Source organism: Actinacidiphila rubida, from assembly GCF_900110255.1.
Classification (GTDB): Bacteria; Actinomycetota; Actinomycetes; order Streptomycetales; family Streptomycetaceae; genus Actinacidiphila; species Actinacidiphila rubida.
On sequence record NZ_FODD01000011.1, the window covers coordinates 203,617 to 219,256 of the forward strand.

14 protein-coding genes are annotated in these 15,640 nt (G+C 73.6%); 1 reads left to right on the forward strand and 13 read right to left on the reverse strand.

The window, feature by feature from the left end; translation table 11 throughout:
- Positions 1–88: 88 nt before the first annotated feature.
- The 11 genes from BMW99_RS13685 to BMW99_RS13730 form a co-directional block, all read right to left on the reverse strand.
- On the reverse strand, positions 89–946 hold the full coding sequence (locus tag BMW99_RS13685) for an AAA family ATPase (protein ID WP_407640290.1): 858 nt from the start codon (positions 944–946) through the stop codon (positions 89–91).
- Positions 946–1,386 (reverse strand): type II 3-dehydroquinate dehydratase, encoded by a 441-nt coding sequence (gene aroQ / locus BMW99_RS13690; RefSeq protein ID WP_069462243.1) that lies wholly within the window; start codon positions 1,384–1,386, stop codon positions 946–948. Before aroQ ends, BMW99_RS13685 begins: the two co-directional genes overlap by 1 nt.
- Entirely contained in the window at positions 1,383–2,507 is a 1,125-nt protein-coding gene (aroB, locus tag BMW99_RS13695) for a 3-dehydroquinate synthase (protein WP_069462242.1), read from the reverse strand. Before aroB ends, aroQ begins: the two co-directional genes overlap by 4 nt.
- Positions 2,508–2,513: 6 nt before the next feature.
- The gene (locus tag BMW99_RS42050) at positions 2,514–3,047 is read right to left on the reverse strand and encodes a shikimate kinase (protein WP_069462241.1); all 534 of its coding nucleotides are present in this window, start codon (positions 3,045–3,047) and stop codon (positions 2,514–2,516) included.
- Complete coding sequence (gene aroC, locus BMW99_RS13700; RefSeq protein WP_069462240.1) at positions 3,044–4,228, reverse strand: chorismate synthase; 1,185 nt, start codon at positions 4,226–4,228, stop codon at positions 3,044–3,046. Before aroC ends, BMW99_RS42050 begins: the two co-directional genes overlap by 4 nt.
- A gap of 229 nt (positions 4,229–4,457) precedes the next feature.
- Positions 4,458–5,306, reverse strand: a complete 849-nt coding sequence (locus BMW99_RS13705) for a shikimate dehydrogenase (protein ID WP_069462239.1) — start codon at positions 5,304–5,306, stop codon at positions 4,458–4,460.
- A gap of 16 nt (positions 5,307–5,322) precedes the next feature.
- Positions 5,323–7,215 (reverse strand): endolytic transglycosylase MltG, encoded by a 1,893-nt coding sequence (gene mltG, locus BMW99_RS13710; RefSeq protein WP_069462238.1) that lies wholly within the window; start codon positions 7,213–7,215, stop codon positions 5,323–5,325.
- Positions 7,216–7,317: 102 nt separating this feature from the next.
- Positions 7,318–7,782 (reverse strand): Holliday junction resolvase RuvX, encoded by a 465-nt coding sequence (ruvX, locus tag BMW99_RS13715; protein WP_069462237.1) that lies wholly within the window; start codon positions 7,780–7,782, stop codon positions 7,318–7,320.
- 7 nt (positions 7,783–7,789) lie between these two features.
- A complete protein-coding gene (gene alaS / locus BMW99_RS13720; RefSeq protein ID WP_069462236.1) occupies positions 7,790–10,459 on the reverse strand; it encodes an alanine--tRNA ligase in 2,670 nt (889 codons plus the stop codon).
- Positions 10,459–10,839, reverse strand: coding sequence for a DUF6167 family protein (locus tag BMW99_RS13725; protein WP_069462235.1), 381 nt, complete (start codon positions 10,837–10,839; stop codon positions 10,459–10,461). Before BMW99_RS13725 ends, alaS begins: the two co-directional genes overlap by 1 nt.
- Before the next feature lie 9 nt (positions 10,840–10,848).
- Positions 10,849–11,286 carry a DUF948 domain-containing protein gene (locus tag BMW99_RS13730; protein ID WP_075016870.1) on the reverse strand — a complete coding sequence of 146 codons (438 nt, stop codon included), beginning with the start codon at positions 11,284–11,286 and terminating at the stop codon, positions 10,849–10,851.
- Positions 11,287–11,619: 333 nt separating this feature from the next.
- On the opposite strand from BMW99_RS13730, the gene BMW99_RS13735 reads away from it, so the two are divergent.
- The gene (locus tag BMW99_RS13735; RefSeq protein ID WP_069462244.1) at positions 11,620–13,767 is read left to right on the forward strand and encodes an ATP-binding protein; all 2,148 of its coding nucleotides are present in this window, start codon (positions 11,620–11,622) and stop codon (positions 13,765–13,767) included.
- Between the two features lie 75 nt (positions 13,768–13,842).
- On the opposite strand, the gene rpsD is transcribed toward BMW99_RS13735, so the two are convergent.
- On the reverse strand, positions 13,843–14,454 hold the full coding sequence (gene rpsD, locus BMW99_RS13740; protein WP_069462233.1) for a 30S ribosomal protein S4: 612 nt from the start codon (positions 14,452–14,454) through the stop codon (positions 13,843–13,845).
- 251 nt (positions 14,455–14,705) lie between these two features.
- On the reverse strand, positions 14,706–15,640 hold a 935-nt coding region (locus BMW99_RS13745), incomplete at its 5' end, for an AAA family ATPase (RefSeq protein ID WP_456049147.1).

Genomic DNA, 15,640 nt, shown 5'->3' on the forward strand with positions numbered 1-15,640 from the left:
GGTCGGCGCTGTCCGCCCCGCCCGTTTTGTGCCCGCGTCCGGGACCCCTGTCGCGGGCGCGCCGCCGCGCACCGCCGGGGGCCGGCCGCTACCAGGTCGGCGGGCCCTGCAGGCTGCGGGTGACGACCCGGTCGAGTGCGGCCACCGCCGAGGCGACGTCGAGCTGGGAGTTGTCGATGATCGGCAGCCCGGAGCCGTACCAGCCGGCCATCCTGCCGTGGATGCGCGCCACTTCCTCGTCGGACAGGCGGCGGTTGCCGGTGCGCTCGGCGTTGCGGGTCAGGACGACGTCCAGGCCGGGCAGCAGCACCACCGGCAGCAGGCCGGGGCCGACGTGCCGCTTCCAGCCGCCGAGCCCGACCGCGGGCCGGTCGGGGAACACCGCGTCGTCGATGATGCAGGACACCCCGTTGGCCAGGAAGTTGCGGGCGGCGAAGCCGCAGGTCCGGCGCGCCAGGCGGTACTGGGCCTCCGAGTGCTCGTTCCACCCGGCCTGCGGGTCGGCGAAGCCGCTGCGCACCCACTCCCGCACGTCGTCCAGGCTGATGTGCGCGGTCGGCGCGGATCGGAGCTCCGCCCAGTGGCGGGCGATCGTCGTCTTGCCGGCGCCCGCCGCGCCGATCAGCAGCACGGCTATCGGGCCCTGCGGCACGGGCGGCTGGACGGGGGTGGGCGCGGGCAGCGGGAAGTGGCCGGTGGTGCTGCCGTGTCCGGGCGGGGCGGTCGGCCGACCGGGCTGCGGCGCCCCGACAGCGTGCTGCATCTCGGCCCACTCCATCCGTACCGGAACCCTCGGCTGCTGACGTGACCGGCCGGGCGTGCCGTTCGACACCGAACGGTACCGTCCCGGACGGCCGTTGTGTGAACGACCGGGGTGTACAGCTGGTGCCCGTGGGACGTCGTTCCGGTCGGCCGGCGACCCTCCCGTCCGTGCCCGGCCCGCGATCAGCCCGCGCTGTCCTCCGCGAGAGCGCGCAGTGCCAGCCGGTAGGAGCCGATGCCGAAGCCCGCCACGGTCCCGCTGGCGACGGCGGCGATCACGGAGGTGTGCCGGAACTCCTCGCGCGCGTACGGGTTGGAGATGTGCACCTCGATCAGCGGGGCCGTGCGCTGGGCGGCGGCGTCCCGCATGCCGTACGAGTAGTGCGTGAACGCCCCGGGGTTGAGCACCACCGGGATCCGCCCGTCGGCCGCCTCGTGCAGCCAGCGGATCATCTCACCCTCGTCGTTGGTCTCCCGCACCTCGACGTCGAAGCCGAGTTCGGCGCCGAGCCTGGTGCACTCCTCGACCAGTCCGGTGTACGACGTGGAGCCGTACACGTCGGGCTCGCGGGAGCCGAGACGGCCCAGGTTCGGGCCGTTGAGGACCAGGACGCGGCGGGTCACGCGGACACCTCCCCGTACGCGGCGAGCAGCACCGCCGGGTCGGGGCCCTCCAGCACGGTGGGCTTGGCGAGGCCGTCGAGGACGATGAACCGCAGCACGTTCCCGCGGGACTTCTTGTCGACCTTCATCGTCTCCAGCAGCCGCGGCCACTGGTCGCCGCGGTAGGTCAGCGGCAGTCCCACCGACTCCAGCACCGCGCGGTGCCGGTCGGCCGTCGCGTCGTCCAGCCGCCCGGCCAGCCGGCCGAGTTCGGCGGCGAAGACCATGCCGACGGAGACCGCCGCGCCGTGCCGCCAGTTGTAGCGCTCGTTCTTCTCGATCGCATGGCCCAGCGTGTGGCCGTAGTTGAGGATCTCCCGCAGGCCGGACTCCTTGAGGTCGCTGGAGACCACCTCGGCCTTGACCCGGATGGCGCGCTCGATCAGCTCGGCCGTGTGCGGGCCCTGCGGGGTGCGCGCGGCGGCGGGGTCGGACTCGATCAGGTCGAGGATGGCCGGGTCGGCGATGAAGCCGGCCTTGATGACCTCGGCGAGGCCGCTGACGTAGTCGTTCGGCGGCAGCGACTCCAGCGCGGCCAGGTCGCACAGCACGCCGGCCGGCGGGTGGAAGGCGCCGACCAGGTTCTTGCCCTCGGCGGTGTTGATGCCGGTCTTGCCGCCGACCGCCGCGTCGACCATGCCCAGCACGGTGGTGGGCACCGCGACCCAGCGCACGCCGCGCAGCCAGGTCGCCGCGACGAACCCGGCGAGGTCGGTGGTGGCGCCGCCGCCCACGCCGACGATGACGTCGGTGCGGGTGAAGCCGGTCTGGCCGAGCGCCTTCCAGCAGTAGGCGGCGACCTCGGCGGTCTTGGCCTCCTCGGCGTTCGGCAGCTGCACGGCGATCGCCTGGTAGCCCTGCTCCGCCAGGTCCTCGCGGATCGCCTCGCCGGTGCCGGCCAGCGCCTCGGGGTGCAGCACGGCGACCCGTACGGCCTTCGTGCCGATCAACCCGGGCAGTTCGCCCAGGAGTTGGCGGCCGACGAGCACCTCGTACGGGTCGGTGCCCGCCGAGCCGGCGATCTGGATGCGGAGGGGGGCAGCGGCCTGCGGGTGGCCCGCGGCGGGCGCGTTGTCGCTCATCGTCCTTCAGGCGTCCTTCAGTTGGAGTGCGTCGAGGACGGCGTCGGCCACGTCCTCCGGAGTGCGGTCGTCGGTGGACACCACCGCGCGCGCGACCTCCGTGTACAGCGGGCGGCGGGCGTCCATCAGCTGGCGCCAGCTCTGCCGCGGGTTGACGGCCAGCAGCGGGCGGGGGGCGTCGAGCCCGACCCGGCGCACCGCGTCGTGCAGGCCGACCTCCAGGAAGACCACCGGCAGCCCGCCGAGCAGCGCGCGGGTGCCGTCGTCCATCACGGCGCCGCCGCCGAGCGCGAGCACGCCGCGGTGCCCGGCCAGCGCGTCCCGCACGGCGGCCCGCTCGAGCTCCCGGAAGTGCGGCTCGCCCTCGTCGAAGAAGATCTCCGGGATGGGCTTGCCCGCCGTGGTCTCGATGTCGCCGTCGGTGTCCCGGTAGGCCACGCCGAGGCGGTCGGCCAGCAGGCGGCCGACGGTGGTCTTGCCCGCGCCGGGCGGGCCGACGAGGACGACGAGCGGGGGCCCGGCGGGCCCGGTGCCGGTCACCGGACGGCCAGGTTGTCGAGGAAGCCGCGCACGTTGCGCCGGGTCTCGGTGACCGAGTCGCCGCCGAACTTCTCGGCCACGGCGTCCGCGAGCACCAGGGCGACCATGGCCTCGGCGACGATGCCGGCGGCCGGCACCGCGCACACGTCGGAGCGCTGGTGGTGGGCCTGGGCGACCTCGCCGGTGGTGACGTCGATGGTGGCCAGCGCGCGCGGCACGGTCGCGATGGGCTTCATCGCGGCCCGCACCCGCAGCAGTTCGCCGGTGCTCATGCCGCCCTCGGTGCCTCCGGAGCGGCCGGTCCTGCGGCGCACGCCCTCGGCGGTGGGCACGATCTCGTCGTGCGCCTGCGAGCCGGGCACCCGCGCGAGGTCGAAGCCGTCGCCGACCTCGACGCCCTTGATGGCCTGGATGCCCATCAGCGCGCCGGCGAGCCGGGCGTCGAGCCGGCGGTCCCAGTGGACGTGCGAGCCGAGGCCGACGGGCACCCCGTAGGCGAGCACCTCGACGACGCCGCCGAGCGTATCGCCGTCCTTGTGGGCCTGGTCGATCTCGGCGACCATCGCCTTGCTCGCGTCGGCGTCCAGGCAGCGCACCGGGTCGGCGTCCAGCCGGGCCTCGTCACCGGGGACCGGGACGACGCCGTACGGGGCCTTGGCGCCGGCGAGTTCGACGACGTGCGAGACGATCTCGATGCCGGCGGTCTCCTTGAGGTAGGAGCGGGCGACGGCGCCGAGCGCGACCCGGGCGGCGGTCTCGCGGGCGCTGGCCCGCTCCAGCACCGGCCGGGCCTCGTCCAGGCCGTACTTCTGCATGCCGGCGAGGTCGGCGTGGCCGGGGCGCGGGCGGGTCAGCGGCGCGTTGCGGGCCAGCCCCTCGAGGATCTCGGGGTCGACCGGGTCGGCGGCCATCACCTGCTCCCACTTGGGCCACTCGGTGTTGCCGACCATGACCGCCACCGGGCTGCCCATGCTGAGGCCGTGCCGCACGCCGCCGAGGAAGGTGACCTCGTCGCGCTCGAACTTCATGCGGGCGCCGCGCCCGTAGCCGAGGCGCCGGCGTGCGAGGGCGTCGGCGACCATCTCGGTGGTCACCGGCACTCCGGAGGGCAGGCCCTCCAGCGTCGCCACGAGTGCGGGGCCGTGCGACTCCCCCGCCGTCAGCCAGCGCAACCTGCTCACCTGCGTGCTCCCTCGATTCGGCGCCCGGTGGTGCGACCCGTGTGGCGACCCGGCGCTGCGCCTCCGATCCTCCCACGATCCGCCCCGCGCACCCGACCCGGTCCGCGGTGCGGACGGTGCCGGACGCGGACGGGTGAGCGAGGGCGGTACGGGCGTGCGAACGCGCCGGCACCGGGCGGGACGCGGCGCGGGCGGTGCCGTGGGACCGGGGCGCCGTCGTCCGCTGCCGTCAGTGCCCGGCGAGCGCGGCCTCGCCGGCGGCGCGCATCGCCGCGAGGGGGGCCGGGGTGCGGCCGGTGTGCTGTTCGACCTGGAGGACGGCCTGGTGGACGAGCAGGTCGAGGCCGCTGACGACGGCGCCGAGGCGGGCCGACCAGGCCGCGGCGAGCGGTGTGGGCCACGGGTCGTAGAGCACGTCGAAGAGCACGCCCGGCGCGGCCGGGACGGCATCGGCGAGGTGGTCGGCGGCGCCGGCCGGCGTGGTGGCGACGACCAGCGGCTCGTCGAGCGCCTTGGCCGCGTCCGCCCAGTCGGCGATGCGCACGGCCACGCCCAGGCGCTCGCCCCACTGCCGCATCTCGACGCCCCGCTCCCGGCTGCGCACGTACGCGGTGACCTCGCCGGGGCAGATCCGGGCGAGGGCGGCCAGCGCGGAGGACGCGGTCGCGCCGGCGCCGAGCACGGCGGCCGTCGGCACCTCCTCGACGCCGCGCTCGCGCAGCGCGGCGAGCATGCCGGGGATGTCGGTGTTGTCGCCGTGCCGGCGCCCGTCGGTGGTGAACACCACGGTGTTGACCGCCTCGACCGACGCGGCGGTGGGCGTGATCTCGTCGAGCAGCGGCAGGATCGCCCGCTTGAGCGGCATGGTCAGCGACAGTCCCGCCCAGCGCGCCGGGTCCAGCCCGTCCACGAATCCCGGCAGCGCGGCCTCGTCCACCTCGTACCGGTCGTAGCGCCAGTCCACGAGACCGAGCTCGGCGTAGGCGGCGCGGTGCAGCACCGGCGACAGCGAGTGGGCGATGGGCGACCCGAGCACGGCGGCACGGCGCGTGCCCGGGTCTCCTTCCGGAGTGCTCACGAGAGGTGTCCCGCTCCTACTGCTTCTTGTTCCTGTTGTACTGGGCGTAGAGCTTGTCGAACTCGGCCTTCGTCTCGGTGAACTTGGTCGTCTTGTTGTCCAGCGAGATGAAGTACCACCACTTGCCGTCGTCCGGGTTCATGGCCGCCTGGAGGGCGACGAGTCCCGGGTTGCCGATCGGTCCCGGCGGCAGGCCCTTGTACTTGTACGTGTTGTACGGGTCGTCGAGGGAGTTGACCTTGCTGGTGCTGATGTCCGTGGCGCTGGTGTTCTTGATGTAGTTGTACGTCGAGTCGAACTGCAGGAGGCCCGCGGTCTCCGCGTTCCCCAGCACCTTCCGGTTGTAGACGACCCTGGCCATCTTGCGGAAGTCGTCCTCCGTCTTGCCCTCGGCCTGCACCAGGCTGGCGACGGTGAGCAGCTGCAGCGGGCTCTTCAGTCCCTGCTTCTTCGCCTCGGCGACCATGTCGATCTTGGAGTACTGCGTGTTGGCCTGGCCGACCATCTGCCGCAGCACCGCCTCCGGCTGCATGCCCTTGGCCGCGCTGTAGCGGGACGGGAAGAGGAAGCCCTCCAGCGGGTCCTTGATGTGCGCCGCGGAGTTCGCCCACGACGGCAGGCCGAGGGTCTTCCACTTGGCGGCGGCGGCCTTCTGGGTGCTGCCGGCCGGCAGCCCGAGCTTCTGGTCGATGAGCGCGTAGACCTGCTTGTCGCGCATGCCCTCGGGGACGATCATCAGGCTCTGCGCCTTGGGGTCCAGCATCATCGTGACCGCGGAGGACGCCGACATCTGCTTGTGCAGCAGGTAGGTGCCGGCCTGGATGGTGCGGCCCTTGGGGTTCTTGTTGGCGGCGGCGGTGAACGCGCCGACGCTCTTGACCACGCCGGCGTCCTTGAGGAGGTTGCCCATCGCGGTCAGGCTCGACCCGTTGGGAATCGTCACCTGGACGTCCCCGGTGCCCTGGCCGGAGTAGTCCGGGGCGGGCCCGAAGTGCGACTGGTAGAAGTTGTAGCCGAAGTAGCCCGCGCCGCCGACGCCGCCGACCAGCAGGGTCGCCACGACCAGGCAGGCGCAGCCGCTGCGGCGCTTCCTGCCCTCCTTGCCGCCCGTCTTCCCGGACCTGCGGCCGGACGAGGGCAGCAGGTCGTCGTCCTCGTCATCGTCGTCGTCGCGGCCGGCGAAGAACGCGTGCTCGCGCGGGTCGGCGTCGTCGTCGCCCCACTCGCCGGTCTTCTCCGGCGCGGTGCGCAGCGGACGGGTGCCGGGCTCCGCGGGGCCGCCGGGCTGCCGCAGGCCCTGCGGGCCGGCGCCGCCCTGACCGGGCTGCCCGCCCTGGCCGGGCTGGCCCATCGCCCCGGGCATGCCGCCCTGGCCAGGCTGGCCCGGCTGACCCGGAGCCATGCCGGGCATGCCCTGCTGGGGCTGGCCGCGGAACTGCGGCTGCTGCGGCGGCGGGTAGCCGTTCTGACCGTAGAAGTCGGGCTGCTGCCGGCCACCGCCGTACGGGTCCTGTGACTGCTGCCCGCCGTAGGGATCCTGGTGCCCGTACGCGCCGGTGGAGTAGGACCCGGTGTCGTACGGGTCGTAGCCGGACTGGCCGTACGACTGCTGGGGTTGCTGGGGTTGCTGCGGTGCCGCGGGCCGCTGCTGGTACTGCTGCTGGGAGTACTGGTCCTGGGAGTACTGCTGCTGCTGGGAGTACTGGTCCTGGGAGTACTGATCCTGGGGGTAGCCCTGCTGGGGGTACTGCACCTGCTGCTGCCCCGTGGCATAGGGATCCTGCCAGCCGCCCTGCTGAGGGTGGTGCTGCTGTTGCTGGTACCCCTGGCCCTGGTCGTACACATCGCCGAAGAGCGGGTCCTCGGGATGCCACGCTTCCGAGCCGGAGCCCCGGCCATAGTCAGTCATCGGTCCCCTTGGTACGCGGCCGGCAACGGGCCTGCCGACCTTGCGAAACGGGCGGCGCCAAGGAGGCGCCGCCGTACCGCGCGGAACGTTACCGTACCGCGATCAGATGACTGTTTCGACGCTCTCTCCGGGCGCTTTTCCCGACACCCGTTCGGTCTCCAGGGCGCTCTGCAGAATGATGACGGCCGCTGCCTGATCGACTACGGAGCGTCCCTTTTTCGCGTTGACTCCCGACGCACGGAGTCCCTGGGCCGCGGTGACCGTCGTCATCCGCTCGTCCACCAGCCGGACGCCGACCGGGGCGATGACTTTCGCCACACTCTGCGCGAAGCCGCGGGCCTTGGCCGCCGCCGGGCCCTCGGTCCCCTTCAGGGACCTGGGCAGCCCGACGACGACCTCGATCGGCTCGTACTCGGCCACGATCGCCGCGATGCGCCGCAGGGCGGCCGGGACGTCACGCCCCGGCACGGTCTCCACGGGAGTGGCGAGGATCCCGTCGGGGTCGCACGACGCGACCCCGATCCGGGCCTCCCCCACGTCGAGGGCGATCCGCCGGCCCCTTCTCATGGCGTCCTCAGGCCTTCTCGGCGACGAGACGGCGGACGGCCTCGACGGCCTCGGGCACCGCGGCCGGGTTCTGGCCACCGCCCTGGGCGACGTCGTCCTTGCCGCCGCCTCCGCCGCCGAGGGTCTTGGCGGCGGTGCGGACCAGCTCGCCCGCCTTGATGCCGCGGTCGCGGGCCGCGTCGTTGGTGGCCACCACGGTCAGCGGGCGGCCGCCGGAGACGGTGAACAGCGCGACGACGGCGGGGCGGCCGCCGGAGATCCGCTGGCGGACGTCCAGCACCAGGCGGCGCAGGTCGTCGGCGCCGGTGCCGTCCGGCACCGCGCCGGTGACCAGGGCGACGCCCTTGACGTCCTCGGCGCCCTCGGCGAGGCCCGCGGCCGCCTGCAGCACCTTCTCGGCGCGGAACTTCTCGATCTCCTTCTCGGCGTCCTTGAGCTTGGCGAGCATGCCGGCGACCTTGTCGGGCAGCTCCTCGGGACGGCCCTTCACCAGGTCGGTGAGCTGGGCGACGACCGTGTGCTCGCGGGCCAGGAAGTGGTAGGCGTCCACGCCGACCAGGGCCTCGACGCGGCGCACGCCGGAACCGATCGAGGACTCGCCGAGCAGCTTGACCAGGCCGAGCTGGGCGGTGTTGCCCACGTGGGTGCCGCCGCACAGTTCCTTGGAGAAGTCGCCGATGGTCACGACGCGGACGTGCTCGCCGTACTTCTCGCCGAACTCGGCGATGGCGCCCTGCCGCTTGGCCTCGCCGATCGGCATCACCTCGGCGGTGACGTCGAGTTCGCGGGCCAGCACCTCGTTGATCTTCTGCTCGACGTCGGTGAGCACGGTGCCGGGGACGGCGGCCGGCGCACCGAAGTCGAAGCGGAAGCGGCCGGGGGAGTTCTCCGAGCCGGCCTGGGCGGCGGTCGGGCCGAGGGCGTCGCGCAGCGCCTGGTGGGTGAGGTGGGTGGCGCTGTGGGCGCGGGCGATGGCGCGGCGGCGCACCACGTCGATCCGGGCCTCCACCGCGGCGCCGAGGGTGACCTCGCCGACCTGGACGACGCCCTTGTGCACGCTGACGCCGGGCACCGGCTGCTGGACGTCGCGGATCTCGATGATCGCGCCGCCCTCGACCTTGATCCGGCCGGAGTCGGCGAGCTGGCCGCCGCCCTCGGCGTAGAACGGCGTGCGGTCGAGGACCACCTCGACCTCGTCGCCCTCGCTGGCGGCCGGCGACGGCACGCCGTCGACCAGCAGGCCGACGACGGTGGCCTCGTTGCTGTCCTGGGTGTAGCCGCTGAAGACGGTGGCGCCGGAGCGGTCGGCGACCTCGCGGTACGCGGACAGATCGGCGTGCCCGGTCTTCTTGGCACGGGCGTCGGCCTTGGCGCGGTCGCGCTGCTCCTTCATGAGGCGGCGGAAACCGTCCTCGTCGACCGACAGCCCCTGCTCGGCGGCCATCTCCAGGGTGAGGTCGATCGGGAAGCCCCACGTGTCGTGGAGCAGGAAGGCCTGCTCGCCGGCCAGCACGCGGCCGCCCTTGGCCTTGGTGTCGGTGACCGCGGAGTCGAGGATGTTGGTGCCGGCCGAGAGGGTCTTGAGGAAGCGGGACTCCTCGGCGAGCGCGACGGACTCGATGCGCTTGCGGTCGTTGATCAGCTCGGGGTACTGCTGGCCCATCATGCCGATGACGACGTCGACCAGCTCGGAGACCACCGGGCGGTCGGCGCCCAGCATCCGCATGTTGCGGATCGCGCGGCGCATGATCCGGCGCAGCACGTAGCCGCGGCCCTCGTTGCCCGGGGTGACGCCGTCACCGATGAGCATGACGGCGGTGCGCATGTGGTCGGCGACGACACGCAGCGAGACGTCGGACTCGTGGTCGGCGCCGTAGTGCACGCCGGTCAGGGCGGTGCCGGTCTCGATGACGGCGCGCAGGGTGTCCGTCTCGTACATGTTCTGCACGCCCTGCAGGATCATCGCGAGGCGTTCCAGGCCGAGGCCGGTGTCGATGTTCTTGGCGGGCAGGTCGCCGAGGATCGGGAAGTCCTCCTTGCCCTCGCCGGCGCCGCGCTCGTACTGCATGAAGACCAGGTTCCAGATCTCCACGTAGCGCTCGTCGTTGACCGCCGGGCCGCCCTCGGGGCCGAACTCCGGGCCGCGGTCGTAGTTGATCTCGGAGCAGGGGCCGCAGGGTCCGGGGACGCCCATGGACCAGAAGTTGGGGCCCATGCCCAGGCGCTGGATGCGCTCGGCGGGCACGCCGATCACGTCCCGCCAGATGGCCTCGGCCTCGTCGTCCTGCTCGTAGACGGTGATCCAGAGCTTCTCCGGCTCCAGGCCGAAGCCACCCTGGTCCTGGGGCGAGGTGAGCAGCTCCCAGGCGTACGTGATGGCTCCTTCCTTGAAGTAGTCGCCGAAGGAGAAGTTGCCGCACATCTGGAAGAACGTGCCGTGCCGGGTGGTCTTGCCGACCTCTTCGATGTCCGGGGTGCGCACGCACTTCTGCACGCTGGTGGCGCGGGCGAAGGGCGGCTTGACCTCGCCGAGGAAGTACGGCTTGAAAGGGACCATGCCCGCGGGCACGAGCAGCAGGGTCGGGTCGTCGGCGATGAGGGACGCCGACGGCACGACGGTGTGCCCGCGCTCCTCGAAGAAGCGCAGCCAGCGGCGGCGGATTTCTGCCGACTCCATCAGTGATCGTCCTTCCGGTCGTGCGCGTTGTACGTGATGCCCCGGCGTGCCGCCGGGAGGTCTGAGGTGCGGCCCGGACGGCCCGCGGTGTCGTCGCCCGCGGGCAGCGCGGTGGTCCGGTCGCCGCCGGCGGGCAGCACCTTGGGCTGGTCGCGGCCGGTCAGGCCCAGTGCGTCCTGCAGTTCGCCCTCGCGCTGGGCCATGCCGGCCCGCACGTCCCGCGCGAACAGCCGCAGCCGCGCGCCGGTCTCCAGCGCCCGGTCGGCCGATTTCGCGGCGAGACTCTCGGGGCTGAGCCTGCGCACCGCCCGGTTGACCTTGACGGTGGCCCAGACGCCGGTCGCGGCGCCGGTCAGGAACCAGAACATGCGGCGGAACATTGGGTGGCCTCAGTCCTTGGATCGGTTGCGACGGCCGCCGCGCCTGGCGGGCGGCAGCACCTTGCCCGTGAGGGTCCTGGCGCGGGTCCGGCCCGCTTCACCGGTCTGCAGTCCGACCGCGCGCCGCACTCCGTAGCCGAACGCCGCGACCTTCACCAGCGGCCCGCCGAACGCGGTGGCCACGGTGGAGGACAGCGCCGAGGCGTTGGCGGTGACCTCGGCGACGTCGGTGGTGATGGAGTCGACCCGGTCGAGCTGGGTGTGGGCGGTGCGCAACGCGTCGGACGCCTCGCCGAGCAGCGGAACGGCCTGCTCGGTGATGCCGGCCACCAGTTCGGTGGTCTTCCGGAGCGTCTGGGCGAGACGGACGAGCGCGACGGCGAGGAACGACACCAGGATCGCCCAGAACACCGCCACGATCAGGCCGGCCACCTCTCCTCCGGACACGCCGCGCACTCCCCTCGCCACCCGCACGCCGGACGCAGGGGGCCCGGTCGTGAACCGTCGATCGTGAACTCCGACCTTATCGCGCCGGACCGACACCTCCGTACCGCATTACCGCGTGCCACGACGGTGTTCGGCGGGGGTGCGGCGGTGTTCGGAGGGGTGCAGCGGAGTGCGGCGGGGCTGCGGCGTGCGGCGGGGCTGCGGCGCCGCGACGCGCGCGGGCGCACACCTATCAGACGTGCGCCCGCCGCAGGGTGGGAACGCTGCGGGGCTCCCGGCCCGGGCGCGGTCGGATTGTACGGTCCGCACATCCCCCAGTACGCTCCGTACATCATGGGTACCGCGGGCAATCTTCCGTCCGACCTGACCGGCTTCGTCGGCCGGGGGGACGAACTGATCGAACTCTCCCGCCTGTTGGCGCACTCCCGGCTGGCCACGGTGACCGGGCCCGGCGGTGTGGGCAAGAGCCGGTTGGCGCTGCGTGCCGCGGGGCGCGTGCAGGACCGTTTCGCCCACGGAGTGTGGTCGGTCGAGCTGTCGGGCCTGCGTGACGCGGAGTTGCTGGACCAGACGGTCGCGGACGCGCTGCGGCTGCCCGACCACACCACCCGCGACCAGCGGCGTGCGCTGGCCGGGCATCTCGCCGACCGGGAGATGCTGCTGGTCCTGGACGGCTTCGACCGCCTGCACGAGGCATGCGCGGAGCTGGTCGGCGAACTGCTGCGGCGGGCGCCGGGGCTGCGGGTGCTGGCGGCGGGCCGCCGGCCGCTGGGCATCACCGGCGAGCGGCTGCTGCCGCTGTCGCCCCTGCCGTCGGCGGACGCGGTACGGCTGTTCACCGACCGGGCGGCCGGGGTGCTGCCCGGCTTCGCGGTCGCGGCGGACGAGGAGGGCCTGGTCAGCGAGCTGTGTGCGCGGCTGGACGGCCTGCCGTTGGCCCTGGAGCTGGCGGCGGTGCGGCTGCGGGCGCTGTCGGTGGAACAGGTGCTGGAGCGGCTGGACGACCGCTTCCGGCTGCTGACCGGCGGCGATCCCACCGCGCCCGAGCGGCACCGGACGCTGCGGACCGCGATCGGCTGGAGCCACGAGCTGTGCACCCCGCCCGAGCGCCTGCTGTGGGCCCGGCTCTCGGTCTTCGCCGGCCCCTTCGACCTGGACGCGGTGGAGTACGTGTGCACCGGCGCGGACCTGGCCGAGGAGGGGGTCGTGGAGACCGTCGAGGCCCTGGTGGCCCAGTCGGTGCTGATCCGTGAGCGGGGTGCGGACGGGCAGGTCCGCTACCGGATGCTGGAGAGCGTCCGGGAGTACGGCGCGGTGTGGCTGGCGGCGATCGGCGACGAGTTGCGGGTCAGGCGCCGCCACCGGGACTGGTACCTGGGTCTGGCGACGTGGTGCGAGCTGGACTGGTTCAGTCCGCGGCAGGCGGAGGTGGCCGCGCGGGTGGCCGCCGACCTGCCGAACCTGCGGCTGGCCCTGGACTTCAGCCTGGACGGCACGGAGGGCGAGCCGCCCGACGATCCGGCGGTCGGCCAGTACCTGGCCGCCACGCTGTGGTTCTGCTGGGTGGGCTGCGGCCGCCTCGCCGAGGGGCGGCACTGGCTGGAGCGCGCGCTGGACGCCTGCGAGACCGCGAGCGAGGCCCGGGCCAAGGCGATGTGGGTGTACGGGTACGTGGCGCTGCTGCAGGGCGACTCCTCGGCGGCGTTCGAAGTGCTCCAGGAGTGCCGCCAGGAGGCGCAGGCCACCGGGAACGCGACCGCCGAGGCGTACGCGGTGCACCGGCTGGGCTGCCTGGCGCTGGTCTCCGACGACATGGCACGCGCCGAGCGGTTCATCGGCGACGCGCTGCTGCGCTACCGCGGCATCGGCGAGCTGAACAGCAACGTGCTGATGGGCCAGGTCGAGCTGGCGATGGCGGTGGCCTTCCAGGGGAACCTGGACCACGCGGTGCGGCTGGCCGAGGACGTGCGGGAGATCTGCCGCGACCACGGGGAGCGGTGGGCGCTGGCCTACGCGCTGTACGTGCTGGCGTACGCGGCCTGGCTGGCGGGCGAGCCGGAGCGGGCCCGGCGGCTCGCGGAGGAGTCGCTGGCGATCGACCACGCCTTCCACGACCTGGTGGGCTCGGTGCTCGCGCTGGAACTGCTGGCCCTGGTCACCGAGGCGGAGGGCGCGCCGCACGAGGCGGCGGTGCTGCAGGGCGCGGCGGCCCGGCTGTGGGAGTCGGTGGGCCTGCGGCTGTTCGGCTCGCGGCACTTCAACGCGCCGCACACGGTGTGCGAGAAGCGGGTGCGGGCGACCCTGGGCGACGGCCCGTACGCGGCCGCGCTGCTGGAGGGCGGGCGGCTGGGCTTCGACGAGGCCGTGGGGCGGGCGCTGAACCGGCCCCGGGCCCGCGGCCGGACGCGCGGCGGGTCGGGCGAGGGCGGTCCGGCGGCGCGAACGCAACGGCCCGCCGCCTCCGGGGAGGCGACGGGCTGAGCGGGTCCGCCGCAACGGCGGGCGCGGGGTGCGCGGTGACCGCGCGGGGCCGGCCCGGCCGGGCCGGCCGCCGGGTCAGCGGGCGTAGTACTCGACGACGAGCTGCTCGTCGCAGATCACCGGGATCTCGCCGCGGTTGGGGTCGCGGTCCAGACGGAACGCCAGCGCCTGCAGGTTGACCTGGAGGTAGCGCGGGGTCTCGCCGTCGCCGGACCAGCCGCCCTCGCGGGCCACCACGAACGGGGTCTTCTCGCGGGACCGCTCGCGGACCTGGACGACGTCCTCGGGGCGCAGCCGGTACGACGGCTTGTCGACCTTGCGGCCGTTGACCTCGATGTGGCCGTGCACGACCATCTGGCGGGCCTGGTAGATGGTGCGGGCCAGGCCGGAGCGCAGCACCAGCGCGTCCAGCCGGCGCTCCAGCTCGATGATGAGCGCCTCGCCGGTCTTGCCCGAGACCTTCTTCGCGCGGTCGTAGGCGCGCTGCATCTGGCGCTCGCTCACGTCGTACTGCGCGCGCAGCCGCTGCTTCTCCAGCAGGCGGGTCTTGTAGTCGCTGTTCTGCTTGCGACCGCGGCCGTGCTCACCCGGCGGGTAGGGACGGGCCTCGAAGTACTTGACCGCCTTCGGGGTGAGCGCGATGCCCAGTGCCCGGGACTTCTTGACCTTGGGACGCGACTGATTCACGTACGTCGACCTCCGTGGACTTAGGTAAGGCTTACCTTACCCGATGGATTTCTGAAGGTGCGCACGGTCCGACTCGGGAACCCCACACCTGAGCGATCAGGGATGGTCAGCCGCGTCCCGGCGTGGAACATGCGACCAGGCGGCCGGAGGCCGCCTGGTGCGCGCACATCTGTCGAGGGTAACCCGGACGGCGCCATAGTCATTCCGGGAGCTTCCGTCCCCGCCCGCGCGGCACCCTTCCCCCGCGCTCCCTACGGGGTCGGATCCGCCTGCGGCGCGGGCTCGGCAACGGGGCGCGCGGGCCCGGCGGCAGGGCGCGCGGGCGCCTCGGCGCCGCCGGAGAGCCGCTGCCTGACCCGCTCCACGACGTCGGCGTAGCGGGCCTCCGCGCCGTAGCGGGTGGGCTCGTAGTAGCGGCGGCCGCGCAGCTCGTCCGGCGCGTACTGCTGGGCGGCGATCGCACCGGGGACGTCGTGCGGGTAGACGTAGCCCTGGGCGTGGCCGAGCTTGGCGGCGCCCTTGTAGTGGCCGTCGCGCAGGTGCGCCGGCACCGGGCCCGCCTTGCCCCCGCGCACGTCCTCCAGGGCGGCGCCGATCGCGGTCGTCGCCGCGTTGGACTTGGGGGCGAGCGCCAGGGCGATCGTGGCGTGGCTGAGGATCAGCGACGCCTCGGGGAAGCCGATCATCGCCACCGCCTGCGCGGCGGCCACCGCCGTCGGCAGCGCGGTCGGATCGGCCAGGCCGATGTCCTCGCTGGCGGAGATCATCAGGCGGCGCGCGATGAACCGCGGGTCCTCGCCCGCGACGATCATCCGGGCGAGGTAGTGCAGCGCCGCGTCCACGTCCGAGCCGCGGATGGACTTGATGAGCGCGCTCGCCACGTCGTAGTGCTGGTCCCCGTCCCGGTCGTAGCTCACCGCGGCGCGGTCGACGGCCTGTTCGAGCGTGGCCAGCGTGATGGTGTCCTCGCTCTGGGCGAGGGCCGCGCCGGCGCCCGCCTCCAGCGCGGTCAGCGCCCGGCGGGCGTCGCCGCCGGCGATCCGCAGCAGGTGCGCCTCGGCGTCCCCGGGCAGCGTGACCGATCCGGCCAGCCCCCGCTCGTCGGCCAGCGCGCGGTGCAGCACCCCGCGCAGGTCGTCGTCGGTGAGCGGTTCCAGGGTGAGCAGCAGCGAGCGGGACAGCAGCG